At 41.8% G+C, this 24,453-nt stretch carries 25 protein-coding genes; 14 read left to right on the forward strand and 11 right to left on the reverse strand.

Going from position 1 to position 24,453, the window contains the following annotated elements:
* Positions 1–2: 2 nt before the first annotated feature.
* Positions 3–680 (reverse strand): molybdate ABC transporter permease subunit, encoded by a 678-nt coding sequence (gene modB, locus H9647_RS07395; protein ID WP_191799101.1) that lies wholly within the window; start codon positions 678–680, stop codon positions 3–5.
* Positions 681–1,478 carry a molybdate ABC transporter substrate-binding protein gene (modA, locus tag H9647_RS07400; protein ID WP_225229123.1) on the reverse strand — a complete coding sequence of 266 codons (798 nt, stop codon included), beginning with the start codon at positions 1,476–1,478 and terminating at the stop codon, positions 681–683.
* A gap of 192 nt (positions 1,479–1,670) precedes the next feature.
* On the opposite strand from modA, the gene H9647_RS07405 reads away from it, so the two are divergent.
* Positions 1,671–2,615 carry a substrate-binding domain-containing protein gene (locus H9647_RS07405; RefSeq protein WP_191799103.1) on the forward strand — a complete coding sequence of 315 codons (945 nt, stop codon included), beginning with the start codon at positions 1,671–1,673 and terminating at the stop codon, positions 2,613–2,615.
* A 94-nt stretch (positions 2,616–2,709) separates the two neighbouring features.
* Here H9647_RS07405 and H9647_RS07410 read toward each other — a convergent pair whose 3' ends face one another.
* A complete protein-coding gene (locus H9647_RS07410; protein WP_191799104.1) occupies positions 2,710–3,681 on the reverse strand; it encodes a GNAT family N-acetyltransferase in 972 nt (323 codons plus the stop codon).
* 203 nt (positions 3,682–3,884) lie between these two features.
* Between H9647_RS07410 and H9647_RS07415 the strand changes: the two genes are divergently transcribed.
* Positions 3,885–5,861, forward strand: a complete 1,977-nt coding sequence (locus H9647_RS07415; RefSeq protein WP_191799105.1) for an ATP-dependent DNA helicase — start codon at positions 3,885–3,887, stop codon at positions 5,859–5,861.
* Between the two features lie 144 nt (positions 5,862–6,005).
* Here H9647_RS07415 and cysK read toward each other — a convergent pair whose 3' ends face one another.
* The 4 genes from cysK to H9647_RS07435 form a co-directional block, all read right to left on the reverse strand.
* Complete coding sequence (gene cysK, locus H9647_RS07420) at positions 6,006–6,926, reverse strand: cysteine synthase A (RefSeq protein WP_191799106.1); 921 nt, start codon at positions 6,924–6,926, stop codon at positions 6,006–6,008.
* Positions 6,927–7,044: 118 nt separating this feature from the next.
* Positions 7,045–7,428 (reverse strand): hypothetical protein, encoded by a 384-nt coding sequence (locus H9647_RS07425; protein ID WP_191799107.1) that lies wholly within the window; start codon positions 7,426–7,428, stop codon positions 7,045–7,047.
* Positions 7,429–7,702: 274 nt separating this feature from the next.
* The gene (locus H9647_RS07430; protein WP_191799108.1) at positions 7,703–7,933 is read right to left on the reverse strand and encodes a hypothetical protein; all 231 of its coding nucleotides are present in this window, start codon (positions 7,931–7,933) and stop codon (positions 7,703–7,705) included.
* Positions 7,930–8,967 (reverse strand): nucleotide-binding protein, encoded by a 1,038-nt coding sequence (locus tag H9647_RS07435; RefSeq protein WP_160033542.1) that lies wholly within the window; start codon positions 8,965–8,967, stop codon positions 7,930–7,932. Before H9647_RS07435 ends, H9647_RS07430 begins: the two co-directional genes overlap by 4 nt.
* 656 nt (positions 8,968–9,623) lie before the next feature.
* Here H9647_RS07435 and H9647_RS07440 point away from each other — a divergent pair.
* The 6 genes from H9647_RS07440 (at position 9,624) to H9647_RS07465 (ending at position 15,776) form a co-directional block, all read left to right on the forward strand.
* A complete protein-coding gene (locus H9647_RS07440) occupies positions 9,624–10,460 on the forward strand; it encodes a YitT family protein (protein ID WP_225229124.1) in 837 nt (278 codons plus the stop codon).
* A 135-nt stretch (positions 10,461–10,595) separates the two neighbouring features.
* Positions 10,596–11,066, forward strand: coding sequence for a hypothetical protein (locus tag H9647_RS07445; RefSeq protein ID WP_191799109.1), 471 nt, complete (start codon positions 10,596–10,598; stop codon positions 11,064–11,066).
* A 743-nt stretch (positions 11,067–11,809) separates the two neighbouring features.
* The gene (locus tag H9647_RS07450; RefSeq protein ID WP_191799110.1) at positions 11,810–12,076 is read left to right on the forward strand and encodes a CD3324 family protein; all 267 of its coding nucleotides are present in this window, start codon (positions 11,810–11,812) and stop codon (positions 12,074–12,076) included.
* 181 nt (positions 12,077–12,257) lie between these two features.
* On the forward strand, positions 12,258–13,673 hold the full coding sequence (gene pyk / locus H9647_RS07455; protein WP_191799111.1) for a pyruvate kinase: 1,416 nt from the start codon (positions 12,258–12,260) through the stop codon (positions 13,671–13,673).
* A 109-nt stretch (positions 13,674–13,782) separates the two neighbouring features.
* Positions 13,783–14,646, forward strand: a complete 864-nt coding sequence (locus H9647_RS07460; RefSeq protein WP_191799112.1) for a DUF421 domain-containing protein — start codon at positions 13,783–13,785, stop codon at positions 14,644–14,646.
* 194 nt (positions 14,647–14,840) lie between these two features.
* The gene (locus H9647_RS07465; RefSeq protein WP_191799113.1) at positions 14,841–15,776 is read left to right on the forward strand and encodes an ROK family protein; all 936 of its coding nucleotides are present in this window, start codon (positions 14,841–14,843) and stop codon (positions 15,774–15,776) included.
* Here the strand turns inward: H9647_RS07465 and H9647_RS07470 are convergent.
* Entirely contained in the window at positions 15,773–16,213 is a 441-nt protein-coding gene (locus H9647_RS07470; RefSeq protein ID WP_191799114.1) for a DUF2188 domain-containing protein, read from the reverse strand. The two genes, H9647_RS07465 and H9647_RS07470, sit on opposite strands and share 4 nt — an antisense overlap.
* Before the next feature lie 141 nt (positions 16,214–16,354).
* Between H9647_RS07470 and H9647_RS07475 the strand changes: the two genes are divergently transcribed.
* Positions 16,355–17,152, forward strand: a complete 798-nt coding sequence (locus tag H9647_RS07475; protein WP_191799115.1) for a lipid II flippase family protein — start codon at positions 16,355–16,357, stop codon at positions 17,150–17,152.
* A gap of 56 nt (positions 17,153–17,208) precedes the next feature.
* Here the strand turns inward: H9647_RS07475 and msrB are convergent, their stop codons facing one another.
* Positions 17,209–18,171, reverse strand: a complete 963-nt coding sequence (msrB, locus tag H9647_RS07480; RefSeq protein ID WP_191799116.1) for a peptide-methionine (R)-S-oxide reductase MsrB — start codon at positions 18,169–18,171, stop codon at positions 17,209–17,211.
* 94 nt (positions 18,172–18,265) lie between these two features.
* On the reverse strand, positions 18,266–18,865 hold the full coding sequence (locus H9647_RS07485; protein WP_191799117.1) for a TVP38/TMEM64 family protein: 600 nt from the start codon (positions 18,863–18,865) through the stop codon (positions 18,266–18,268).
* A 176-nt stretch (positions 18,866–19,041) separates the two neighbouring features.
* Here H9647_RS07485 and H9647_RS07490 point away from each other — a divergent pair, with 176 nt between their 5' ends.
* Complete coding sequence (locus tag H9647_RS07490; RefSeq protein WP_191799118.1) at positions 19,042–19,992, forward strand: Gfo/Idh/MocA family protein; 951 nt, start codon at positions 19,042–19,044, stop codon at positions 19,990–19,992.
* Positions 19,993–20,029: 37 nt separating this feature from the next.
* Positions 20,030–20,341, forward strand: a complete 312-nt coding sequence (locus H9647_RS07495; protein WP_191799119.1) for a hypothetical protein — start codon at positions 20,030–20,032, stop codon at positions 20,339–20,341.
* Here H9647_RS07495 and H9647_RS07500 read toward each other — a convergent pair.
* The gene (locus H9647_RS07500; protein WP_191799120.1) at positions 20,338–21,159 is read right to left on the reverse strand and encodes an AraC family transcriptional regulator; all 822 of its coding nucleotides are present in this window, start codon (positions 21,157–21,159) and stop codon (positions 20,338–20,340) included. The two genes, H9647_RS07495 and H9647_RS07500, sit on opposite strands and share 4 nt — an antisense overlap.
* Positions 21,160–21,321: 162 nt before the next feature.
* On the opposite strand from H9647_RS07500, the gene H9647_RS07505 reads away from it, so the two are divergent.
* From H9647_RS07505 to H9647_RS07515, 3 genes are read left to right on the forward strand one after another with little or no spacing between them, the layout of a single operon-like run.
* On the forward strand, positions 21,322–22,437 hold the full coding sequence (locus tag H9647_RS07505) for a Gfo/Idh/MocA family protein (RefSeq protein WP_191799453.1): 1,116 nt from the start codon (positions 21,322–21,324) through the stop codon (positions 22,435–22,437).
* Positions 22,438–22,477: 40 nt separating this feature from the next.
* A complete protein-coding gene (locus tag H9647_RS07510; RefSeq protein WP_191799121.1) occupies positions 22,478–23,242 on the forward strand; it encodes a sugar phosphate isomerase/epimerase family protein in 765 nt (254 codons plus the stop codon).
* The gene (locus H9647_RS07515) at positions 23,235–24,317 is read left to right on the forward strand and encodes a Gfo/Idh/MocA family protein (protein WP_191799122.1); all 1,083 of its coding nucleotides are present in this window, start codon (positions 23,235–23,237) and stop codon (positions 24,315–24,317) included. The genes H9647_RS07510 and H9647_RS07515 overlap by 8 nt, the downstream gene beginning before the upstream one ends.
* Positions 24,318–24,453: the final 136 nt, after the last annotated feature.

The following is a 24,453-nucleotide window of genomic DNA, read 5'->3' on the forward strand; positions in this document are numbered from 1 at the left end:
TTTTATGTCGTCTTATTACGTCCTGTTATTAGTAAAAGGAGGAAAGAAATAACAATAATAGAGATCGTCCACACCCAAGCCATGCTTGTATTACCGCTGTCTACAGCAATATATATAGCAGTGGGTACAGTCTGCGTTTTGCCAGGTATATTACCTGCAATCATAAGTGTAGCCCCAAACTCTCCCAGCGAACGGGCGAATCCAAGTATATAGGCGGTCATAAGAGAAGGCCATACAAGAGGAAGTGTAATATAGCGAAAGACTTGCCATTCATTTGCACCGATGGAACGTCCAGCTGCTTCAAGCTCTTGATCGACGGACGAAAATCCAACTTTCATCGTCTGATAGACAAGAGGAAAAGAAACAACAATCGAAGCAATAACGGCTGCCCACCATGTGAATAGAAGTGGGGCATCAAATATACGCTCTATTACTGAACCAACGAAGCTGTTTCTGCCAAAAAGAACAAGTAACAAAAATCCAACGACGGTAGGGGGCAGCACAATGGGAAGCATGAATGCAGTCTCGAGAAAAAGTTTACCGCGGAATGTTTTTCTGGACATCCATTTTGCGAGTAAGCTTCCTACAATGATCGTTACCATGCTTGAGAGCAATGCAACAATCAGTGACAATCGTACGGGCGCCCAGAATAAACTCCAGTCAATCATAGGCATTTCCATCTAAAGACCTTTAAATCCGTACTTCTGAAATACGGTCTTGGCCTCATCAGATTTGAGGAATTCATAGAATACTTTGGCCTCCTCGGTGTGTTTACTTGCATGAGTAATGCCCATTGGATAATGGATAGGTGCGTAAAGCTCTGAATCAACCCTATGTACAATATTTACTTTAGAAAGAACAGCATCTGTTATATATACGAAACCTGCGTCAGCATTACCAGTTTCAACGTACTGTAATACTTGACGGACATCCTTGGCCTGTATAACCTTCGGAAGCAGTTTATCGTATAATCCAAGTCCTTCAAGGGCTTCTTTGGCATAACTACCGGCAGGCACGCTCTCTGGAATACCGATGGCCACTACTTTTACTTCCGGCTTTGTTAAATCGGCCTCAGATGTTATATCAATCTTACTGTCATTTGCGGACACAAGCACCAGCTGATTCGTCAGCAAAGTTTCAGAGTATCCTTCCAAGATCTGATTGTTGTCAATCAGTGCCTGCATATTCTTCTCCGCAGCTGACAGAAAGAGATCAACGGGAGCACCTTGTTCAATTTGCTGCTGCAGCGCGCCGGAACTGCCAAAATTAAAAGTAAGCTGGATTTCCGGATGATTCGCCTCGAAAATCGGCTGTATTTCTTCCAGCGCATCCGTTAAGCTCGCTGCAGCTGAAATGGTAAGCTCAGTGACCTCAGCGTGTGTAGAGGATGATTCTGAAGTAGATTGCTGCGATTCTTGCTCTGTAGACGTAGAATCCGGTGTATTACTTGTACTTCCGCATGCTGCTAGAAACATCATGAAGAGAAAACATAAACAAACATAACTAACCTTATTCATTTTGATCATAATATCATCCTAACGTTATAATTGATTATATTTAGTTATAATTAATTATATTATGAATAGATGAGATGACAATACTGAATCAATTTCAACAAAAAGAGATTATGATACAATGCGGATATAGATTTGCCTTTGGGGGTATCGCAAGTGAAAGATAATATATCTTATACAACAGAGGAAATAGCGAAGCTTTTAAAAATATCCAAACTGACCGTATATGATTTGATAAAAAAAGGAAAGTTACCCGCCTATAAAGTCGGCAAACAAATGCGAATAGACCATGCGGATCTGGAGGCTTACAAACAGGCTTCCAAAGATTTTGTTGCAAAGCCAGCTCATGATACGGGGAAACGGGAATTGCATGTAGCCTCTCAGAATAGCGGAGTAAGACAAGTGGTTATTACGGGTCAAGACTTGAGTCTGGATATTCTGGCGAGTCATTTGGAGAAACGTTCACCGTTTCTAAGACCACTGCGTTCCTATGTGGGGAGTCTGGACAGTCTTATTTCTATGTATCAAGGGAAATCGGATATCGTTAGCACTCATTTGCTTGATGGGGATACAGGAGAATACAACGTTCCCTATATTCGTAAGCTGCTAGTTGGTTCTTCTTATCTTGTTGTAAACCTGATGAGCCGGTGGGCTGGGTTATATGTAGCGCCAGGCAATCCGCATCAATTACAGGGATGGCCTGATCTTACTAAGCCGGGTCTTCGATTCGTAAACCGCGAGAAAGGGGCAGGGGCTAGAGTTCTTGTAGATGAACAACTTCGTATCCATGGTTTGGACAGGAGGCTAATCCAAGGATATGAGTATGAAGAAACTAGTCATTTCGCTGTAGCGGCAAAAGTTGCCTCTGGTGAAGCAGATGTTGGGGTAGGGTCTATGAAAGCAGCTTCAGTTGTAGCAGGAGTTGAATTTATTCCGCTTATTAAAGAACGTTATGATCTTGTCTTGCTAGATCTACCGGAGAATACGGTACTCATTCAAGCGGTGCTTGATATCCTTCGTTCGGATACATTCCGTCATGAGCTGAATATGATTTCTGGATACGATCTTTCGGAGACAGGGAAGATCATGCTGAGAATGTAAATGTGCTATATATAGAAGCATAAAAAAAGCCTGGCTTTAATAACCGGTTTTTTTCGTCTGCCAAAAAGAACCCGCCTTTCACACACACGCCGTTTTAACAAAGATCAAATTCAGTTGGCCAGATCAGATATCCTCTTGTTCTAGTCCCTTTATGAATGTCTTTAAAGTAGGAAAGTAACCTAGGACGTGACGGTCCATTCAGTACGGAGACCATATATTCGGCATATGTTTTCTGTGTAACATCATAAACCCAATCCAGCTGCCTAAGAAGCGGAGATAAAGAAGAAATAGGAAGAAGCAGATGGGTGTTCTGAAGCGGGTTTAGCTTCCCCTTTAAATAATATGTAATATAGACAAAAGCTTCTCTGTCACGCGCAATAAACATGGTAATAGAATTCGGGTCTCTCTCGCTATAGCGTATATAACCTGCTAGATCTTCGCCGATCAAAATGGAGGATGCGCGTATAGTGTTAGACGGGCTAATCCAGTCGAGCAGTGAATGTCCCGGAAGGATTGAAAAAGAGGAATGCCCATAAGTGGTTTCCCACATGTCATATAGTTTAGGAAGATCACTAGACTCTACACGCCGCTCCCGAAGGAAGGGTTCTGATTCTGTTACAAAGATCGTTTCGAGCGGGATTTTTACTTTTTCGTCCATCCATGCGTTGCTTCTGAAGCCAAATCGTCTATAGAAATGCGGGTGGCCCAGTACAGTAGATAATTCATATCCCTTCTGCTGAGCACGGTGTAATCCTTCTGTAATTAAAGCAGAACCAATACCAAGCTTTTGATAATCAGGATGAACGGATAAAGGAGCCAGGATTAGATTTTTCACCTTGTTTCCTTCTATTTGTACTTCTTGCGGGGTAAACAGAATATGACCGATGACTTGATCGTTCTTTATGCAGATTAGGGAGAGTTCGGAATCGAAAGTTTTCCGTGTACGAAGGGCACTGACAAGAGCGGTTTCTCCCATACCAAAGTTATAGGCAAAAGCTAGGGCATGCAGTTCCGCAATCGCATGGAAATCAGAAGGAAGTTCGGAACGAATGATCCAGGAAGTCATGATATACACCTCATTTCTTTTTGCTAAAGGTGGATTCTTATAAGTCTTCTGAATTTAGAATGGCGTTACCCTCGGCTTTTTATGCATTAGACAAGAGAAAAAAAGGGGGGGATATGGCAAGAAAGGGTGGTTGCTAAAAATTTTTGTTCGTGAGATAATTGGAGTTTGCCTAATAAGAATTTGATAGTGTTGGAGGCGTAACCATGGAGCGATATCCTTTCTCCTATGATCCGTCAGAACCATTCGTCAAGCAGGTCGGCGATTGGGTAGCGGACGTTTTTTATGATGTATTACCTGAACATGGATTTGATATCCGTGATGAACAAATATTTATGGCTTACCAACTGGAAAGAGCCTATGCCAATAAGAAAACCATTTTTGCTGAAGCAGGAGTAGGTACCGGAAAAACACTTGTGTATCTGCTGTATGCAGTTAACTATGCAAGGTATACACGGAGGCCCGCAGTCATTGCCTGTGCAGATGAGTCACTCATTGAGCAGCTTGTTAAGCAAGAAGGAGATATTGCTAAGCTTGCCCGTTATTTGGACTTGCAGATTGATGCACGGCTTGGGAAATCTCCGGATCAATACCTCTGTCTCAAAAAAATAGACAGTGTTCGTCTTCAGGATGAAGATGCAGCTGTCATTGAAGACGTATACGAAACACTTCCTGATTTTGTCCATTCACCGGGCACCATGCAATCTTTTTACCCTTATGGAGATCGTAAGGAATATCCAAATCTAAATGATGAACAGTGGAATAAGATCAACTGGGATTCTTTTCAAGATTGTTTTGTATGTGATAAAAGACATCGCTGCGGCATGACACTGTCTCGTGACTATTACCGCAAGGCAACAGATATTATTATTTGTTCCCACGATTATTACATGGAGCATGTATGGACCTATGAAGGAAGAAAAAGAGAGGGTCAGCTTCCTCTGCTTCCTGAACATAGTTCGGTCGTATTCGACGAAGGACATTTACTTGAATCTGCTGCACAACATGCCCTTAGTTATAAGCTAAAACATAGTGCTTATGAAGAGATTGTTACTCGGTTGTTGGATGGAGAGATTCGGGAGACACTCGCACTGCGGATTGAGGATTCTATTGATCAGAGCCAGCTTGTCTTTGAACTGGTTGCAGAACAAAGTACGGCCATACCTGGTTCCGAACGGAAACGCGTCCGAATTGATGATAAATTGCTTAGTGAACTGAATCGCTGGAAGAGTACGATTGAAGCGATTGATGAAGAGCTTGTATTTGAAAGTGGACTTCATACACTAGATGAATATAAGCTGCGTATTGTTGAAGAACATTTGGAAATGATTCAAACGGCACTCCATCTGTTCCGCGATCCGGATCATTATATTTGCTGGGCAGAAGAAAATGAGGACGGGGCAGCAACGCTTGCCATTATGCCGCAAACGGTCAAAGAAGTATTAGAGGAACGGGTATTTGGACTACAAATGCCGATCGTATTTTCTTCAGCAACCCTTTCTGTCGATGGATCATTTGATTATGTAGCAAGCAGCCTTGGTATCAGTGATTATTTATCTTTCTCTGTAAATTCTCCATACGATTACGAGAAGCAGATGAAACTGATCGCCCCAAGTGAACTCCTTGGAGAAGGTGATATGCGAATGGAAGTTGCTGCAGCGAAGAAACTGGCGATGGCTGCAAAACTGATCAAGCGTACCGATGGACGAGCTTTATTGTTGTTTAAAACCATGAATGAACTTCGTGAATTTAAACAAGCAGCTTCCCATCATCCTTACTTTGCATCCTATAAGATGCTTTATGAAGGAGACCGAGAGATCAGCAGTTTGATTGCGGAATTCCAAAATACCGAGGAAAGCGTACTTTGTGCGGCTAGTCTATGGGAAGGACTGGATGTACCTGGACCTTCGTTGTCCAATGTTATTATTTGGTCACTTCCTTATCCGCCGGAGGATCCTGTATTTATGGCTAAACGGGAAGCTGCTGATTCAGCATATGAAGAAGTAGACCTGCCATACATGCTGCTTCGTCTGCGCCAAGGATTAGGCAGACTCATTCGTTCTTCAACAGATCAAGGGATTGCTGCTATTCTAGATGCGGAAATTCTGCTTAATTCAAATGTGAGAGAGCGAGTGGAAGCCGTCTTGCCACCCGGAGCTAAACTCTCAGTAGAATCACTGTAGTTTGTATTTTGAAATAAGATAGAAGCAACGTGAAAAAGACCTGTTATGTACCCAGTTCAAGTCATAAAGTAGACTTGAAGCGGTCCTAACAGGTCTTTTTATATTCTTATTTTTGTGATGGTCATGATATATACAGACGAAACCTTAGAACAAGCCCATACTTAAATATCTTTCGCCCGTATCTGGAGCGATACAAAGCACTTTATGCCCAGGTCCTAGACGTTTTGCGATTTGTAAGGCAGCCCACACCGATGCTCCTGAAGATGGACCGAGCAGTAATCCTTCCTCTGAGGCAAGTTGCCGCATCGTATGCAGAGCCTCCTCATCCTTCACCTGGATGATTTCATTCCAAACGTCTGTATTCACGATCGGAGGAATAAAACCGGGACTTGTTCCAACTAACTGATGGGGACCTGGTTTACCGCCGGATAGTACCGGAGAACCTGCAGGTTCTACCGCATAAATATTTATACTCGGAAGGTGTTCACGAAGTACCTCACCTGTTCCAGTAATCGTTCCTCCTGTACCAGAAGTGGCCACAAAGGCATCGAGTCTTCCTTCCATTTGGGAGAGTATTTCAAGTGCAGTCGTAGTCCGGTGCGCATCTGGGTTTGCACTGTTCTCAAATTGCTGCGGGATAAAGCTGTGAGGGATGCTTTCTTTTAGCTCATTTGCTTTACGAATCGCGCCGGGCATCCGTTCTGAAGCGGGAGTGAGCACTACATCTGCTCCATATGCCTTTAGTATCTGAATGCGTTCCTTACTCATATTATCGGGCATGACAAGGATGGCTTTGTATCCTTTGGCTGCCGCATTCATGGCTAGACCAATCCCCGTATTTCCACTCGTGGGTTCAATAATGGTTGAACCAGGCAGAAGTAGTCCGTCAAGCTCTGCTTGTCTGATCAGATTGAAGGCAGCGCGGTCTTTCACACTTCCACTGGGGTTAAAATACTCGAGCTTTACATAAACTTCAGCATGTTCGGAACTTGAGATACGCTGTAACTTTACAGCCGGCGTATCTCCGATGAGATCTGTAACATGCTGAGCAACTAACCGATTCATAGGTTGCGAGGGTGATGTCTGCCTAGAATTCATGCCTATAATCCCCTTTATTATCAATGTTCCTATTATTATGACATGAAATTCTATAAAGTGTAATGATATGTAATCAGCCGCTATTTCAATCTTCGGTCAAGTTTAGCCCAAGAAAAAAACTGATTTCTTTTTTTACCTCTGTTTTAGCAAAGGTCCATAGAAGAAATAGGCGCCGCCGATATCCTCTGCATAAATAAAGTGCTTCAATACCTTCCTTTTGTTTCGACTCTTCATATACCCGGATCCCGCGGGTGCGCATGTCTGAACGAAGATTGGTCAGGGACACTGTAACCTCGGATTGAAGCTTGGAAAGACGCAGTATGTATACCTCAGGCATATGCAGAGAAACCTGCCTCATCATATCAATATCCTGTTCCAGGACATCTAGCATTAATGTGTAGATGAGATACTTTTTGATCAGTAAATGATCCGCTTCAGAGGGAGCGGGAGGGGTGGGTGGCACCGTCATCCTTTTCACTTCCTAGCTATGGGTAGAATAATGCAAGAAATTTGTTATTTGCGATTTACAGAACATATGTTCCTGTTCTATACTATCCAATATAAGATCTCATTATGCTTTTTGGCAAGTGGATAATCTAGGGGGGGAGGCGGAGCTTGTGGCACCGATGGAATAAACAAGTGCGACAAATAGATGGATACATAAGAAAAAAGGACGGGCATCACCCATTAGAAGAGTGAGCCGTCCTAGTCTAGTTTAGATGTGATATGAAGAGGGTTCATACTTAAGCCATATATTGCGGTTTGTCGTAGAGAGCTTCTTTTTCCAAAATGACCTTGTACGGACGCTCTTTGCCCTTTAGTGACGGACCTAACGTAGTAATAGGTTGTTCTGGTTTTTTAAAAAGGTCGCCGTTGTCACTTGCGGGTGCAGGTCCGGTGGAATCCGGGGTAGCGCTCAGACGCACCTTGGGGGCTCCTCTTTTCTTTGTGAGCCTTTGTCTGATCGGTTTCATCCCATTTCTCCTCCTAACAGGTCATGAATAGCACTGAATAATTGGCGATTATCATGGTCAATCTGCTGAAATAACTCGTCACCTGCCTCGAGATGTCCTACAAGATGCACGGTGAATACATAATTACTTGCTACAGGATAGCACAGCATATACTCTTTCTCAAGATAATCGTCATATAGGTTGACCTTGATTTTATTCTCCTTAAAAGCATCTACGGTAAGGATCCGGCTTGGATCATCCGGAGATTTTCCATCGTTCACATCCAGTGAATATTTCCGTCCAATCTCTCCCACATTTCCTGCCACTTGCTGAAGATATCCGGATTCTGTCGTCCGATGAACGGTAGTTCCTCGTACAAGAAAATGGGGACGGGAAACAAATGTGGTTCTCAGCGTATCACTCATTCGGTGAAGCATCTGGTCATCTGCCTTACGGGAGCGTAGCAGTTCGCGAAAGAAACGAAGCAGCTTGAGCAGTTGGATTCGTTTACTGTCTTCTTCTTGGCGGACTTTGTTTATTTCCTTTTGAACCGAAAGGTCAGTCCATGGGCCTAGCATTTCCATAACTTCTGTAATTTTATTACAGGCTACTGCCACGGCAGGAGCCCATTTGCCATCTGAGCGAATTTCATAATGTAATGACCCGAGCCCAAGAAGATCGGAGGGCATTCGCATACCTTCCACTTGTGCTGTATCTTCGAGTTCCTTTACATGCTCTGGTAATATAAAGAATATGCGTTTTCTACCCAACTTGCTCATAAAAAGACCCATTTCGAATAGTGTGTTATCCCGTACCGTTGCTACCACTTTGCCACGAATTTTCGCGACGTCATCTGGATGGAAAATAAAAATGGCGAAGTCATTATTTTGTACTTCCTTCTCTAGATCCTCAATCGTATAATTCCCCGGATTAAATACACCGGTATACCAAGGAGTCACTTCAGCCGCATATCTTAGGTTTTCATGCACCGCTGCGGCTATAGGCTTCGCTTCAAGAGAACATCCAATGAACGCTCTAGGCTTCTTAGTCATCATAGTCCGCTCCGCCTCGCTTAACGGGATTCAGTTTTAATTTAGATCTTTTTCTATATTATACCATTTACCCTTTTTTGACGAACCCAAAAACATCACATGGCAAAGAACGAGTCATTAGTACTAGTTCCCTGTGTCTGAAGCAACATGAAGATAAAGAAAATATGCTACAAATTTCATAGATCAATATATGAATGAAACCTTGTATCTTATGAAAGAGAAATTTGACATCTTGTTTAACAAAATAAAAAATCATTAATTTTTCGACAATATGCCGTTCCTAAACGCAGGATGTGCCACATAAATTATAAGGGACAGGTGTTTTACACTTTTTCTCTATGTTTAAAGCATGTTATAATAAGGGTAATCATATGTATAAGAACTGCTCGTGCGAGCAAAATATATGGTTAAACAAGAAAGGATCTGGATACCATGAGTCCCCGAAGGACAGAGCCCCAAAGGACGATTTGGAAACGCAACGATTCCTCCTATACTTAGCTTCCCTTACGTAAAGTAGAACAAGTCACCCAAGAATGAAGACGGTACTTATGCGTAAGGAGAGGTTTAAATGAAAATCCGAAGGATGAATTCCTCAATAGTGCACCTCCCGCATAGGTACGGTCTATCGACCATACTACAAATAATGCGAGGGAATCTGTATGAGGAAAATAGAGCAACAACTAAAGAAAGAAACTGAGAGGTATGGTAATAAAGTTCCTGCACTGCCTGCTTTTTTGAAAAGCACAGGTATGATGATGTTAGGAACAATGCTGATGGCATTTGCGTTTTATCATATTAATTATGTCAATCATTTATCAGAAGGTGGATTTGTTGGGCTTGCCCTGCTTGGAAGTTATATAGCTGGATGGCCAGCTGCGCTCACTTCTTTACTGCTTGATCTGCCGATTATTTTGATTGCTTGGTATCTGATGGGACGTAAATATATGTACAAAGCATTATTAGGAGCTATATCATTCTCCTTGTTTTATGAATGGTGCGAGAGATATTCTCCGCTTGTCATTGACTTGCATGGAAGCTTGCTTGCTGCAGCCATTTTCTCCGGTATTTTAACGGGGATTGGTGCAGGACTCGTTATTCGAAGCGGCAGTGCGACCGGTGGAGACGATATTCTAGCGGTAATCATAAGTCAGCGGAGCCGGTTTAAGATAGGTACTGTATTCTTTTTGATGGACGCAGTGGTTTTAATCGTATCTCTTGCTTTTATGCCGCTGAAAGAGACCTTATATACCATACTTGCCGTATGGATATCAGGAAAATTGATTACTTTGATTACACAAGGGTCTATTCAGTCTCATCCTAAAACAGAAACAGTGCCGAGCGTACCATATAAACAAGCAATACGAAATAAAGTGAAAATTTCATCCAACGTACAGGTTGTACAGCCTGCCCCCAAACCTGCAAAGGCGATTCTTACGAATAGCCAGCGGAGCTTAACGGGAGTAAAAGGGTATCCATCAAGTACAGGAGGTTCCTAGTTAAAGGGCTACAAGTAAATAGAAATGAAGACTAGCGTCTGGAGTAATCCAGGCGTTTTTTCGTTGCGAAAGCTGGTTAAGATAGTGTAACTTCAATAATATGAAAATATTGGGGAATATGGGAGGTGGGGGACTGTGAGCACTATGCTATCTAACAAGAGAACGTTAGGCGGAGTGGTATTAATGGTCGTTGGAATTTTTATCTTAATAACTAAAATGATACAAATTACAGGGGCTGATCATGTGAATGATAAGCTACTCCTCATAAGCGGATTTGGAGAATCTATTCCTGATCAACCTCAGCGTGAAGTGACTTTGTCTTATTCAGGGACAGTGGAGAATCATGCCAATCAGTCTCTAACCATTCATTCGATAGAACCGATTCTTTCAGTTGATACATCTAACCTGTTAATTCACCCAGAGAAACAAATTCTTATATATGATCGTGTTCTAAAGAAAAAAGAGAGTCTTCATGTAAATGGAGATATTCTACTTGATACGAGTCAGCTGACGGAAGAAGAAATGAGCAAGTTACTGCCTGGTGTTATTGCCTATAAAATTACATATAACAATGATCATGAAGTTGTGCTAAACACGGTGCCTTGAGTCAATATAAGATCACTCAGGTAAAGATTAATTATAACGTTTCTTTCACTGTCTCTTCTGTGCAGAAGGGAGTTATAATGTGGTTGTCGGGCCGACGAATTCTTTCTGAAAGGAGATGATCCATTTGATCAAAAACCGTGAGGTGACTTTCGCTTAGGCGAAAGAAGCATTGATAAGAGGGGAGGACATGTGTCTCTCCTCTCTTTATAACCATCTGATTTGAAAAATAAGGGAATTATAAAATATAATGGTTGTATATCCGAACTTCCAAAATTATAATAAATGTAGATTGAATCAATTTCATAATACCTTTTGTTGCTTTAATCAGGACGATCTATAGATGGAAATGGTCCAATTGATTCGATATCGATTACATATCTAAAAACAAAGAGAGGAGGAAGCCACATGTTGACATATCAGTACGTTCAAATACCACAATTTCATACGAAAAAACCAAGGTGTCATAGATGAATGATCATCTGTAATGCAGCTGAGTTACTCGGATTTGAACAGAATATTTTAACTTCTGAGTCAAGTCAAAGCAGCACTACACATATGTTTATACGTAATGAACTACCTTTGGAGCAGAACAGATCCAAGGTTTTTTTTGTTTTAAGCGGCATAGTTCGCAGTGGATTCTAAAACCAACTAATCGAAAGGAGGCGTAAGCATGCAAAATTTATATAGCGCATGGAAACAAAGTTTGAGATCAACAATATCCGTATTCGAGGAGGACCTTTATCGTGAGGTACAAAAATGGAAGAGAAGCGCTTCCCCCTAGTCTGTTAAAAGAGATTCAAAAATATATTCAAGGTGATCTGATCTATATACCTAAAGCTACTGAAGAACGAGCAAGATGGGGTGAAAAAAGCGGAGCCCGCAAAGAGCTGGCTCAGCGTAACGCAGAAATCACTCTTCATTATACTAAGGGATGGACCGTACCTGAACTTGTTCAGAAATATCATCTTTCAAGTGAAAGCATTCGTAAAATTGTTGTGAAAACATGGTAGTGAATACTATTTACCGGCATGAAGGTTATTTACCTTTCTGCCGGTTTTTTATTATGTGCATACACAATAAAAGGAAGTTTGTTTTTACATGATTTACTCAAGGAGTACACATACTTGGTATGAATAGGATGCTTATGATCATGAATTGCATGATAATCAAAACATTGTGAGGAGAAGTAAAATGTTGAAAACAAAAATCATATGTACAATGGGACCTGCTTGTGATTCCATCGACTTACTGAAACAGATGATACAGTCAGGAATGACCGTTGCTCGGTTAAACATGGCTCACGGAGAGCTGGAAGAGCATGTGAATCGTATGGAGCGCGTTAGAACAGCTGCAAAGGATCTTGGAACTTTTGTACCTATTATGCTGGATATTAAAGGTCCTGAAATACGGATTGGTAAATTAAAAGAGGCTTCCGTCACTTTGGAAACAGGGAAAGAGCTGATCTTGACGACGGAAGAAATTTTAGGAGAAGTTCACCGGATCGGCGTCAATTACGCGGAAATGAATGAGGTCGTAAATCCGGGAGATACCATTCTCATTGATGATGGACTCGTTGCCTTAAATGTAAAGAAGGTAGAGGGTACGGAAATATATTGCCAAATTTTAAACGGAGGCGTTCTTAAGCCTAGAAAAGGGGTGAATCTGCCTGGTATCAAAACAACGCTTCCAGGAGTAACTGAGCGTGATAAAAAACATATCGCTTTTGGTCTCGAAAATAAGATTGAGATGATTGCAGCGTCATTTGTACGTAAAGCAGCAGATGTGGAAGAGATCCGTGCCATACTGAAAAAAAACCAGGCAGAACATGTTCAGATCTATTCCAAGATTGAAAACCAAGAAGGCGTTGACAATATTAAAGAGATCATTGAAGCCTCTGATGGAGTGATGATTGCTCGTGGTGATCTCGGAGTTGAAGTTCCGATTGAAGACGTCCCTATGATGCAGATTGATATTATCAAGCAATGTAATCTGGCAGGTAAACCGGTGATTGTAGCTACTCATATGCTGGATTCAATGCAGGTCAATCCACGTCCAACTCGGGCAGAAGTAAGTGATGTATCGAACGCGGTACTTCAGGGTGCTGACGTTGTCATGTTATCCGGTGAATCGGCAGCCGGTAAATACCCGCTCGAATCAGTTAAGACTATGGCAGCTGTTGCCCAAAGAGCAGAATCCTTAATTGATTACCGTGATAATTTCTTCAAAAAACGGGAACAACATGCAACTAACATTACAGAAGTGATCAGTCAAAGTGCCGTAAGTGCTTCACTTGAATTGAATGCTAAAGTGATCATTGCTTCCACCGGAAGTGGGTTTACGGCAAAAGTCATATCAAAATATCGTCCAAAAGCTCCGATCTTGGCGATTACTTCTAATGAAAAAGTGCTGTCTCAAATATGTCTCTTCTCTGGAGTTTTCCCGTACCTTGGGGAAAAAGTAAACTCGACGGATGAGATGTTTGAATCGATTACGCGGAATGCGGCTACCAAAGGATTTATCTCATCTGGAGATACCGTAGTTCTCTCTGCAGGGGTACCGATCGGGATTTCGGGCACAACGAATCTAATTAAAATTGTACAAGTGTAGGATTTAAAGCAAATAAATAGGACTTAGTAACGAAAGGTTTAGAGGCTGTGTAGCTTATAGCCTTACCTTTCGTTACTTTCTTATAGAAATAAGCTGGAGGTATAGTTATATGCCTGATTGGATTGAAGTTGCACTTCGAACACTTTTAGCGGTCACTGCGCTTTTTATAATCACAAAAATATTGGGTAAGCGCCAAATATCCCAACTTTCTCTGTTTGAGTACATTACAGGGATTACACTCGGTAACTTGGTTGGATATATCTCACTGGACTTGGACAGCACCTGGTACTTGGGATTTGTAGCTTTGGCAGTATGGATTGTAGTGTCTGTCGGAGCTGAGTATTTCACTATGAAAAACAAAAAGTTCCGAGATATAGTTGATGGAAAGTCAACGATCCTCGTAGAAAATGGTGCACTAATTGCTGATAATTTACGCAAAGAAAAACTAACGGTTGATGAATTTTTAGAACAGCTGCGTAAGAAGGATGTTTTCCGAGTAGCGGATGTAGAGTTTGCTATTATGGAGCAAAGCGGTGAAATTAATGTGATGCTCAAAAAAGAATTCCAACCACTCACCGCAGATGCACTTGGTTATCGATTAATGAAAGAACAAGAGCCTAAAACCATTATTATTGATGGACGTATTCTGCCTGAGTCTCTGAAGGATACAGGATTTAATGAAAGCTGGGTTCAGAAGCAACTGAAAGCTTTACAGCTTCCCCTCAAGCATGTTTTTATAGGGCAGGTGGACAGTAAAGGTGAATTGACGGTCCAAACCGGGAGCAGAGCGTTACCTAATTCAGCTCAACCTCAGCCTAATGCTCAAATATCTGATCTTGTAGCACAGTTTCAAGATGAACTAACGATGCGTAAGAAGCTGGCACAGAATGATAAGGATCAATTACAGTATCAAGAAGCACTGGATACATTGAATCATGCAATGAGCTCATATCAAAGTACAAAAAAGCCGTAACATAGCGATATGTGACGGCTTTTTTTCCTTTTATTGTATAATTTTATTTTAAAGCGATGTAGGATTTTGGAACGTTTTATTTCAGCATAGCTGCATTATTACAAACTACGAGAAGTAAAACATACTCATATTAACCATAAAAAGGTATACTGTAATGCAAAAGATCTTTCTACATTTGGAGGAGGGTATCTTGAATGCAGCAGGCAGTTATCGGTATAGACATTGGAGGAACGAACATAAAGGCGGGGGTAGTTACTCTTAAGGGTGAATTGATTGTTGACCGTACCCTTCCTACATACTCGGAAAATGGCAAGGAAGCCTTACTAAACAAAATAGAGGAGATAGCTACAAATTGTTTGGAAGAGGCGTCATATAGTAATCTGCATATCCTTGCTCTTGGAATAGGAACCGCAGGGTTTATTAACTTGCAGGGAGAGATCGGAAGCGCTACAGCCAATTTACCCGATTGGAAAGGAACTCCGCTGCGAGCAGAAATAGAAAAGAGAATCGGGATCTCCGTTTATGTGGATAACGATGTCAATATGCTTGCATTAGGGGAACTGTGGCAAGGTGCAGGAAAAGATCTGGATCACTTCCTATGCGTAAGTCTTGGGACAGGTATTGGGGGATGTTTGATCTTGAACGGACTTCCTTACCGAGGAAGAAGTGGCTTTGCAGGAGCCTATGGACACCAAGTGATTCAAATGAAAGGTGTACCCTGTACATGCGGATCAGCAGGATGTTGGGAACAATATGCATCAGTCACTGCACTGAAAAGGCAAGCAGCTGAAGCAGGGGGAAAAGCCTGGGCTGAACATCCCAGACTGATATTTGATGAAGTGAGAACAGGTAATAAAAAAGCACAAGACCTCATACTGCAATATACAGAATATATTGCAGTCGGCCTGTCCAATCTGATCCATCATTTTAATCCGCCGGCTGTTATCGTTGGTGGTGCTGTAACAGAACAGGGGGATATTTTATTCGAACCGATTCGTACCTTTGTTCGAAAGTTTACAATGGATGGTTTTGCGAATCATCCGGATGTGCCTATACTTCCAGCTAGGCTTGGAAATAGAGCGGGAATCATGGGTGCAGCAAAGCTTGCGATTGCAAGAAGCGAGGCTTAGTTGTACATTTTTGATGTTTGGATCTTACCTTGCTTGTCATGGATGATGAGACGAATGTTTTTGGATGAAACAATATCCTTCGCCGCTTTTACAGCTTCATCTTTCACATCATAGATATGTTCGGGTTTCTCTATTCCTTCTTTTTTAACAGCCCATCCGTCCTCGCGAGGTACAACATGGATATTTCGGTGTTCACCAGCGTGAGCTGACGAATCTGCTTTTTTTGGAGATGAATGATCGATTTTATCATGCTTTTTCGTTTCTCCTTCAGGGTGATTCTCATTCCATTCTTCTGCTTGTGCGGTAGCAATAGCTATCGATCGTCCTTCTTCATATCCTTCGCCGAGCAGGGCGTTGGCAATTTCAATCGCTTTATTGCGTACACGGGGTTCTAGGTTTTTCATGGATGGGAGATAATCTTTTTTATTCCAAGGCATATGGGTTCCTCCTGTAATCGGAATTTATTTAGAATCTTAATATTACGTTGTAATGAATTACCCTTTTCACAGGTAACAAAAACAGAAGAGAAATGAACTGGACTTCTGAACTACTTGGACAAGGCAAAGGAGTAACCATAGATGATCTATCAATTGGCATTGCCGTTTTTGTTTACGATGATTATACATGCAGCAGACAGTATGTCTTATGCACTGCGGCTCGGTGGAATGAGGACACGAAGAATAACAATAGCGATCTCATTGTCCGGCATGCTGCTATTATTATCCCGCACTTCTAATATGGCTCAAGGCCCGCTGCTCGGTTCTATGATTGATTCCGCTAGAGAAAGTGGTGGAGGTTCCATTCAGATGGGATTACATATCATTATTCTGGCTGCTGCGGTTGGCACGATGATCGCCATTCTTTTATTTCCAACAACTGTACGCTGGTCAGCTAGAATGGTTGTTCATTTAGAGAAGGCAGGATCGATTCCGGCAATGGTGAAGTCATTATTTCATCTTACAAAAATGAAGAATGCATGGACTTATGTTTGTCTGGCGCGCTTATCCATGTTTAAACAGCTGATGACAGGGAGAGTCCCCCGCAGACTAATGTTGCTTAATATGATCGTAACTGCGATCTATACTTGTGGTGTACTTGCTACTCTATATGCTGCTTATATGAATCCTGAACAAGCGGTAACGGCCTCACAGTCAACTGGGCTAATCAATGGGATCGCAACCATTCTTCTTGCCATGTTGATTGATCCGAAATTGGCTCTTTTAAGTGACCGAACGTTACGCGGAGAGGTTCCCGTTGCCCATATGAATAAAATTTATGGTTCCATGTTGGTTTCACGGCTTGCTGGAACGATGGTAGCTCAATTTCTTTTGATTCCTTTTGCTTTATGGATCAGCTGGATTGTCGGTTTTCTATAAATCAAAAAGCGCACACTCCATAATCAAGGAGTGTGCGCTTTTATTAGATGTGAATATTAATCTTTGAAAAGAGAAAGATATTCGCCATATCCTTCTTTTTCCATATCCTCTTTCGGTACAAAACGAAGTGCTGCAGAGTTAATGCAATACCGTAATCCATTCTCACCAGGACCATCATCAAATACATGACCAAGATGGGAGTCTGATTCCCGGCTTCTTACCTCTGTACGAATCATAAAGTGACTGAGATCCGTTTTTTCTTTGACACTGTAGCTGCGTAAGGGACGAGTAAAGCTTGGCCAGCCGCAGCCCGCATCATATTTATCTTGTGAGCTAAAGAGCGGCTCACCCGACACGATATCAACGTATATGCCGTCACCCTCGTGATCCCAATACTCGTTTTGGAAAGGAGGTTCTGTTGCACTGTTTTGTGTTACTTCATACTGAATAGGGGTCAGGCGTTCTCTCAGGTTATCTTGTTTCTTTTTGGAAGACCAGTGCTGCTCAATGAAGTCTTCACGTCCTGAGCCTTTGCGATAGCGTTTGTAATGAGCAGGATTCTTTTTATGATAATCTTGATGATGTTCTTCAGCTTCATAGAATGTAGACGCCGGAAGAATGGGAGTGAAGATCGGTTTATCAAAACGTCCGCTTGCCTCAAGATCTTGCTTCGAAGCTTCTGCTTTTACTTTCTGTTCTTCTGTATGATAGAAAATAGCAGTTTGGTAGGAAGTACCGCGATCATGGAATTGTCCGCCTGCATCCGTAGGATCAATTTGTTGCCAGAACAGGGTCAATAATTTTTCATAAGGGAATACTTTCGGATCAAAAGTGATTTGTACAGCTTCTACATGACCGGTTGTATCCGAACATACTTCCTCGTAGGTTGGATTTTCTGTGTGACCGCCTGTGTAACCTGATTTTACTTGAAGGATGCCTGGAAGCTCTTCAAAAGGTGACACCATGCACCAAAAACATCCTCCGGCGAATGTTGCTTTTTCTGTATATAATGGTTCCATAATATAATTCACTCCAATCTTGATGAGATAATCGAACTTAAGGTTTTGCGTAGATGTATTATATCCCAAACTTGGCCGGTAAACCAATCTTTGGTTACGAATCGACCTCTTGTATTTGCTTTAACCTTATTCGGTACGACACAAACGCAAGGATCAGAAGCAGGAGATAAATGATAAAAATCGTAAGCGTGGCAAGCGGATGTTCTGTAGCATTTTTACCCGCATACGCATATAGGGCGATACTCGGCAATCTTCCAAGTCCTGAAGCAATCATACAACTCCAGAAAGGGAGAGCAGCCGTACCCGCATAAACATTCACTGCCATTTGGGGAATGATCGGAATCATTCTTGCCAGAAGTACAGCGCTGAATGTTTGCTGCTGCATCATGATCGTCAGGCCTTTTACTCCTGGAATCTGTTTTAAATAACTGTCGCCTGTATCTCTGAGTAGCCAGCGGAATACACCGTACGTAATGAGGGACGAAATCATGGTACCCAGCCAGCTTACAATGCCTCCCATAACAGGACCGAATGCATAACCTAATAAAGCGATGATGAGCTTAAACGGCAGGACGGGGAATATGGCAAAAACGGTGGTAAGGATTGTGAGATTTGTATATGATGCGTTAGTTTGTGACCAATCCATAATCTCATTACGATAAATAAACAATACCCCGAGTAAAGGAATATACAACAAACAAAAAAGAAGCCATTTTTTCAAACCAAATCATTCCTTACAGGTAGTATGATCTCCATTATAGTCTAACGAAGGGTGAATGGATAATCTGATTTGATATTAGATGCGTTTTGATTGTTTTTTGCTTGCTTGATACACTAGTTGCAGAATAAAGATGAAGTGAGGGATACGGGATGAGTGCTTCGAAACGAATCAAGGTTGCCGTCATTGGGCTAGGTGATATTGCAAGGAAAGTATATCTGCCTATATTATCAGTACATCCGAGTGTTGAAATTGTAGGTGTGATGAATCGATCCTTTACCAAAGTTCAAGAAGCAATGCATCTGTACCGGATCCCGAAAGGGACATCTTCAATGAAGGAACTGCTCAGTTGGGAACTGGATGCTGTGTTTATACATAGTTCTACTGAATCGCATTTTGAGATCGTTATGGCTTGTATTGAACAAGGAATTGCTGTTTACGTAGACAAGCCTTTATCCTATCATTTGAATGAATCAATAGAAATGGTTGCTTTTGCGGAATCCATGAATGTTCTTTTGGCTGTAGGCTTTAACCGAAGATTTGCGCCCCTCTATAGAGAGGCAAGGGATTGGATCGCTGAAAAGGGAAGTATCGAAAATATGTCTCTAAGCAAACACCGTAGTAAACAAAGTACGGATTCTGCTCGGATAACCGTATATGATGATTTTATTCATATGATCGATACTTTATTGTGGCTTAGTGGTGAAGATGTTGAATGGATATCGCACGGACTTCATATGAATTCAAGCGGCAGTCTGCTGCAAGGTTATGGTCATATCCGTTTTGGTGAGAAAAAAGAAAATTTCGGAACGATATCTACTCACCGCTTGGCAGGAACTGATCTTGAGAGAGTAGAACTGCACGGGCATAATCGTTCGATCGTGGTTGAACAGATGGAAACTGCGAGAAGATGGGAACCCAATTTCGGTGAAAGCATTCGAACGTTTGGAAGTTGGGATTCCATTCTTGATCGAAGAGGGTTCACTTTTGCAGTACAGCATTTTCTGGATCATATAGGTAAAGAGCCAGAACAGTGCGAACTGCATGCTGCGCATGTACTGGCAAGTCATGAACTGGCAGAACAAATACTAAGCAAAGCGTAACTTCATATTATGGAAGTAAATACAGGAGGAATTTTATATGGATCATAAAACAAGAGAAGAACAAATTATTGAAAGCTACAGACAAGATGAAGATATGATGATTCTGGTGTTTGCACAGTGGTGTGTAAACAACGGACTAAACCCCGAAGAGTTGTATCAACAAGCGTATCCTGATCAAAAACATAACGAGAGACTCCAACATGTGCTAAGTCTTGTTGTTCCTAAGGAAGAAGCAGGAGAAATTCCTGATGATACACTCCTCGGTGTCTTATCTTTATATGGTAATGAAGATCTTGCGATGGTGGTAACTGAGGTTATTGCAAACCAGAAGAACAAACAGAAAAATTAAAGTAGTTGTTCCCGGTGTATGGTGCGAAACTCTCTAGGAGCCATACCATATTTTGAGCGAAATACCCGGTGGAAATAAGTATAGCTGTTAAATCCGCAGGATTCGGCAATATGTTCAAGCGGCATGGGACTAAATATAATGCGTTCCCGGGCCATATTCAGCCGAACATCCATTGTGTACTGCATAATGCTGGTATCAAAAGCTTCTTTAAATAAGTGAACGGCTCTAGAGACACTAATCCCTACACTGGATGCTACATCTTCTAGTTTGAAGAGAGTAGAGGCGTTTTCCACAATATAATTTTTTATCTGAAAGGCAAGATACCCGTTCTGTGTAGATGTAGGCTGCTCTGAGAGAAGTCGATCGATTTCAAGACACAAGATACGCATATAGTAACTTGGGATTTCCGGGTAAGGATTGGCGATCCGCCGCTGTTCAAGTACGATTTGACGGAATAAAGTAAGTAAGTTTTCCGTTAAATCAACCTTAATCAGCGTCGGACGCCTTTTTTTATTCCACCATTCATCAACCCACTGCCCGCTAAAAAAAATGTGATAATCCCCACTTTCTACGAGGACATCTCCTAATTTATTCTCTTCATTGTCGATTTTTAATTCATATGGTTCGGTAGGATGATATAAAAGAAGATCCCCTGATTCAATATACGTTAGTTTACCATTAACTTTTGCACGGCAGCGACCATCCGTTTGCAATCGTAATAAATAATTCTTAACTCCTTCTGGCTGTGAAAAATAGTAAGGTTTACGGTGAAATGAGAAGCCTGCTGTAAGAACCTGGCAGATTTGATCGACTGACATATACGAGATCTCCTTGAATAAAAATTATGACCAGATTGTTCATGTTTTTATCATATACTTCATTTTAATTTAAAACGAAATCGAATACTATAGAACCAGGATTTAATGAGTTATATTTTTCCAAAGGCTACTTACGTCAGAGGAGTGACACAACTCGTGGAAGTGAAAAAAATGAAAGCAGGCATCATCGGGTGTGGTAATATCAGCAGCATCTACCTTACCAACCTGAAGAATAGCCCTGTAATTGAAGTCGTGGCGTTAGCGGATCTGATCATGGAACGCGCCGAGGCGAGGGCAGCTGAATTTAGTATAGAAAACGTTTACACAGTAGATGAGATGCTGAATAATAACGAAATTGAATTGATTTTAAATTTGACGGTACCCGGCAGTCATGCCTTAACCAATATTGCGGCTCTGCAAGGGGGAAAGCATGTTTATGGCGAGAAGCCTTTTGCGATCTCACTTGAAGACGGTCGTAAGGTAATAGAACTTGCGGAAGAAAAGGGGCTCTATGTTGGATGTGCTCCGGATACATTTATGGGTTCTGGTATTCAGACTTCGATTCAAGCTATTCAAAACGGTCTGATCGGCACCCCGGTATCCGCTACTGCATTTTTTATGGGAGGCGGACCTGAATCCTGGCATCCGGATCCAGAATTTTTCTACGCTTACGGCGGTGGACCGATGCTTGATATGGGACCGTACTATTTAACGGCACTCGTCAAATTGCTTGGGCCGATTAGAAGGATTAGCGCTTCTACAGGAATTCAGATTCCAGATCGTGTTATCGGTTCTGGGCCAAAACAAGGGCAGAAGCTTCAGGTACAGACTCCGACGCATTTAGCAGGAACCATTGATTTCATGAATGGAGTTATAGGAACCATGATAGCGAGCTTTGATATTCCTGCGGGATCTAATCTGCCATTGATTGAAATTCATGGTACGGAAGGTACACTGCAAGTTCCAGACCCGAACTTTTTTAATGGAGAAGTCAAACTAAGAAAATATGGATCAGCGGAATGGGTAACGCTCGAACCTGTGTTCGTGAGTGAGCAAAATGAGCGCGGAGCAGGACTGAATCAAATGGTAGAAGCCATTCATAGTCAGACACCTGCCGAAGCAAGCGGGCAGCTTGGTTATCATATTCTTGAAGCAATGCATGCTTTTGAGCGCTCTTCCTTGGAAGGAAGACATGTCCTTTTAGAAAGTGCTTTGCCAGAATCTAAAGTGGATCAGCAAGTAATGAAACTAAACTTTGTAAATGAGATCGTTTCATAGCTTATGTAATAACTAATCCAATCAGCAGAGGTGGCTCCTAATGTTAAAACTCGGGCTTCAATTGTACACACTACGTGATTTATTGGAACAAGATTTCAAAGGAACGTTAGCCAAAGTTGCAGAACTCGGATATCAAGGAGTGGAGTTCCATCATTTTTATGGACACTCAGCGGAAGAAGTTAAGTCATTTCTTGATGAGTTTGGTCTCGAAATGGTAGGTACGCATGTACAGTACGATAGTTTGGTAAACGATTTTGATCAAGTGGTTTCTTATCACAAAGCGATCGGAAATCGCAACATTATCGTACCTCATTTATCTGAAGAACAGCGCAGCGACTGGAGTTCAATCTTTGCGAATCTCAAGGAGATTAGTAATAAATTGAAACAACACGATATGGTGCTTTTATATCATAATCATGATTTTGAACTGACTGAGAAAATTAATGGAAAAACAGCACTGGATACGTTATTCTCTACACTCCCTGAAGAGGTGTTAGCTGAGCTTGATACTTGCTGGATACACTATGCTGGTTACGATCCAGTCGAATATATCGCTGCATATGAAGGACGACTGCCGATTGTTCACTGGAAAGATCTAAAACGTATAGATGGAAGTCCGCTAACTGTCGAGCTTGGTCAAGGTGAAGTAGATATAGCAGCAGTAGGTGATGCAGCTGATAAAGCAGGGGTAGAGTGGATTGTTGTTGAGCAGGACCTTTGTACGAATCCCCCCTTACAAAGCATTGAAACCAGCCTAAATTGGATCAAACAATATGTGAATAACGGAGGAAAAGTAAATGTCTAAAACAGTAAAAGTAGCCATTATCGGTTGCGGAGGTATTGCAAACGGTAAACACATGCCAGCTCTATCTAAACAGAAAAATGCAGAAATGATTGCATTCTGTGACATTGAAAAATCTCGTGCAGAGGAAGCCGCTGAAAAGTTTGGTGTAGAGGGTGCCAAAGTATATACAGATTATAAAGAACTATTAAAAGATCAATCTATTGATATTGTTCATGTTTGTACACCTAACGATTCTCACTCGGTTATTACCGTAGCAGCACTTGAAGCAGATAAACACGTCATGTGTGAAAAGCCAATGGCGAAAACGACAGAACAAGCACAAGAAATGATTGATGCCGCAAAACGTACGGGCAAAAAGCTGTCGATCGCCTATCAAAACCGTTTCCGTAATGATAGTTTGTATCTGAAACAACTCATAGAAGAAGGAGATCTAGGGGATATTTACTATGGTAAAGCGATCGCTCTTCGCCGCCGCGGCGTTCCTACTTGGGGAGTATTCCTGGATGAAGAGAAACAAGGCGGCGGGCCGCTGATTGATATTGGTACACATGCACTCGACTTAACTTTGTGGTTGATGGATAACTATAAGCCGAAGAGTGTGATGGGATCTGTGTTCCATAAACTAAGTAACCGTGAAAATGCGGCGAATGACTTTGGTCCTTGGGATCCAGAAGAATTTAAAGTAGAAGATTCTGCCTTTGGTTTTGTAACCATGGAGAACGGAGCAACAATTCAGGTGGAAGCAAGCTGGGCACTAAATATCGTAGAACAAGGTGAAGCTCAAACCCTTCTGGCGGGTACAGAAGGCGGAGCGGATATGAAAAATGGTCTTCGTTTGAATGGAGAGAAACTAAGCAGATTATATGATCAAAATATTAACCTTAACGCAGGTGGAGTTGCTTTCTTCGAAGGTTCAAGTGAAACAGAGTCGGATCGTGAAGCAAGAATGTGGATCGAAGCTGTTACTGAGGACAAAGAACCGCTGGTAAAACCAGAGCAGGCACTGGTTGTTACTCAAATACTTGAAGCCATTTACGAATCTGCACGTACAGGTAAAGCAGTGTATTTCGACTAATACAAACGAACATAAATGCAATTAATTATTGGGTAATAGAAAGTAGAGCCCGAAGTAAGCAGGTAAGAATCAAGTTACAAGCTCGCTTCGGGTTTTCTATACCCGGCTTAAAACCTACTTAACATAGAACTAGGAG

The organism is Paenibacillus gallinarum, assembly GCF_014836635.1.
Taxonomy (GTDB): Bacteria; Bacillota; Bacilli; order Paenibacillales; family Paenibacillaceae; genus Paenibacillus; species Paenibacillus gallinarum.

What these genes read in the sequence shown, in the direction of transcription:
- msrB (WP_191799116.1), bottom strand. Translation starts at nt 18,171, where the DNA reads ATGGAACCATTATATACAGAAAAAGCAACATTCGCCGGAGGATGTTTT.
- H9647_RS07510 (WP_191799121.1), top strand. Translation starts at nt 22,478, where the DNA reads ATGTTAAAACTCGGGCTTCAATTGTACACACTACGTGATTTATTGGAA.
- H9647_RS07475 (WP_191799115.1), top strand. Translation starts at nt 16,355, where the DNA reads ATGATCTATCAATTGGCATTGCCGTTTTTGTTTACGATGATTATACAT.
- H9647_RS07495 (WP_191799119.1), top strand. Translation starts at nt 20,030, where the DNA reads ATGGATCATAAAACAAGAGAAGAACAAATTATTGAAAGCTACAGACAA.
- modB (WP_191799101.1), bottom strand. Translation starts at nt 680, where the DNA reads ATGGAAATGCCTATGATTGACTGGAGTTTATTCTGGGCGCCCGTACGA.
- H9647_RS07440 (WP_225229124.1), top strand. Translation starts at nt 9,624, where the DNA reads ATGAGGAAAATAGAGCAACAACTAAAGAAAGAAACTGAGAGGTATGGT.
- modA (WP_225229123.1), bottom strand. Translation starts at nt 1,478, where the DNA reads ATGATGTTTCTAGCAGCATGCGGAAGTACAAGTAATACACCGGATTCT.
- H9647_RS07430 (WP_191799108.1), bottom strand. Translation starts at nt 7,933, where the DNA reads ATGAAACCGATCAGACAAAGGCTCACAAAGAAAAGAGGAGCCCCCAAG.
- H9647_RS07465 (WP_191799113.1), top strand. Translation starts at nt 14,841, where the DNA reads ATGCAGCAGGCAGTTATCGGTATAGACATTGGAGGAACGAACATAAAG.
- H9647_RS07415 (WP_191799105.1), top strand. Translation starts at nt 3,885, where the DNA reads ATGGAGCGATATCCTTTCTCCTATGATCCGTCAGAACCATTCGTCAAG.
- H9647_RS07500 (WP_191799120.1), bottom strand. Translation starts at nt 21,159, where the DNA reads ATGTCAGTCGATCAAATCTGCCAGGTTCTTACAGCAGGCTTCTCATTT.
- H9647_RS07435 (WP_160033542.1), bottom strand. Translation starts at nt 8,967, where the DNA reads ATGATGACTAAGAAGCCTAGAGCGTTCATTGGATGTTCTCTTGAAGCG.
- H9647_RS07515 (WP_191799122.1), top strand. Translation starts at nt 23,235, where the DNA reads ATGTCTAAAACAGTAAAAGTAGCCATTATCGGTTGCGGAGGTATTGCA.
- H9647_RS07425 (WP_191799107.1), bottom strand. Translation starts at nt 7,428, where the DNA reads ATGACGGTGCCACCCACCCCTCCCGCTCCCTCTGAAGCGGATCATTTA.
- H9647_RS07460 (WP_191799112.1), top strand. Translation starts at nt 13,783, where the DNA reads ATGCCTGATTGGATTGAAGTTGCACTTCGAACACTTTTAGCGGTCACT.
- pyk (WP_191799111.1), top strand. Translation starts at nt 12,258, where the DNA reads ATGTTGAAAACAAAAATCATATGTACAATGGGACCTGCTTGTGATTCC.
- H9647_RS07410 (WP_191799104.1), bottom strand. Translation starts at nt 3,681, where the DNA reads ATGACTTCCTGGATCATTCGTTCCGAACTTCCTTCTGATTTCCATGCG.
- cysK (WP_191799106.1), bottom strand. Translation starts at nt 6,926, where the DNA reads ATGAATCGGTTAGTTGCTCAGCATGTTACAGATCTCATCGGAGATACG.
- H9647_RS07470 (WP_191799114.1), bottom strand. Translation starts at nt 16,213, where the DNA reads ATGCCTTGGAATAAAAAAGATTATCTCCCATCCATGAAAAACCTAGAA.
- H9647_RS07490 (WP_191799118.1), top strand. Translation starts at nt 19,042, where the DNA reads ATGAGTGCTTCGAAACGAATCAAGGTTGCCGTCATTGGGCTAGGTGAT.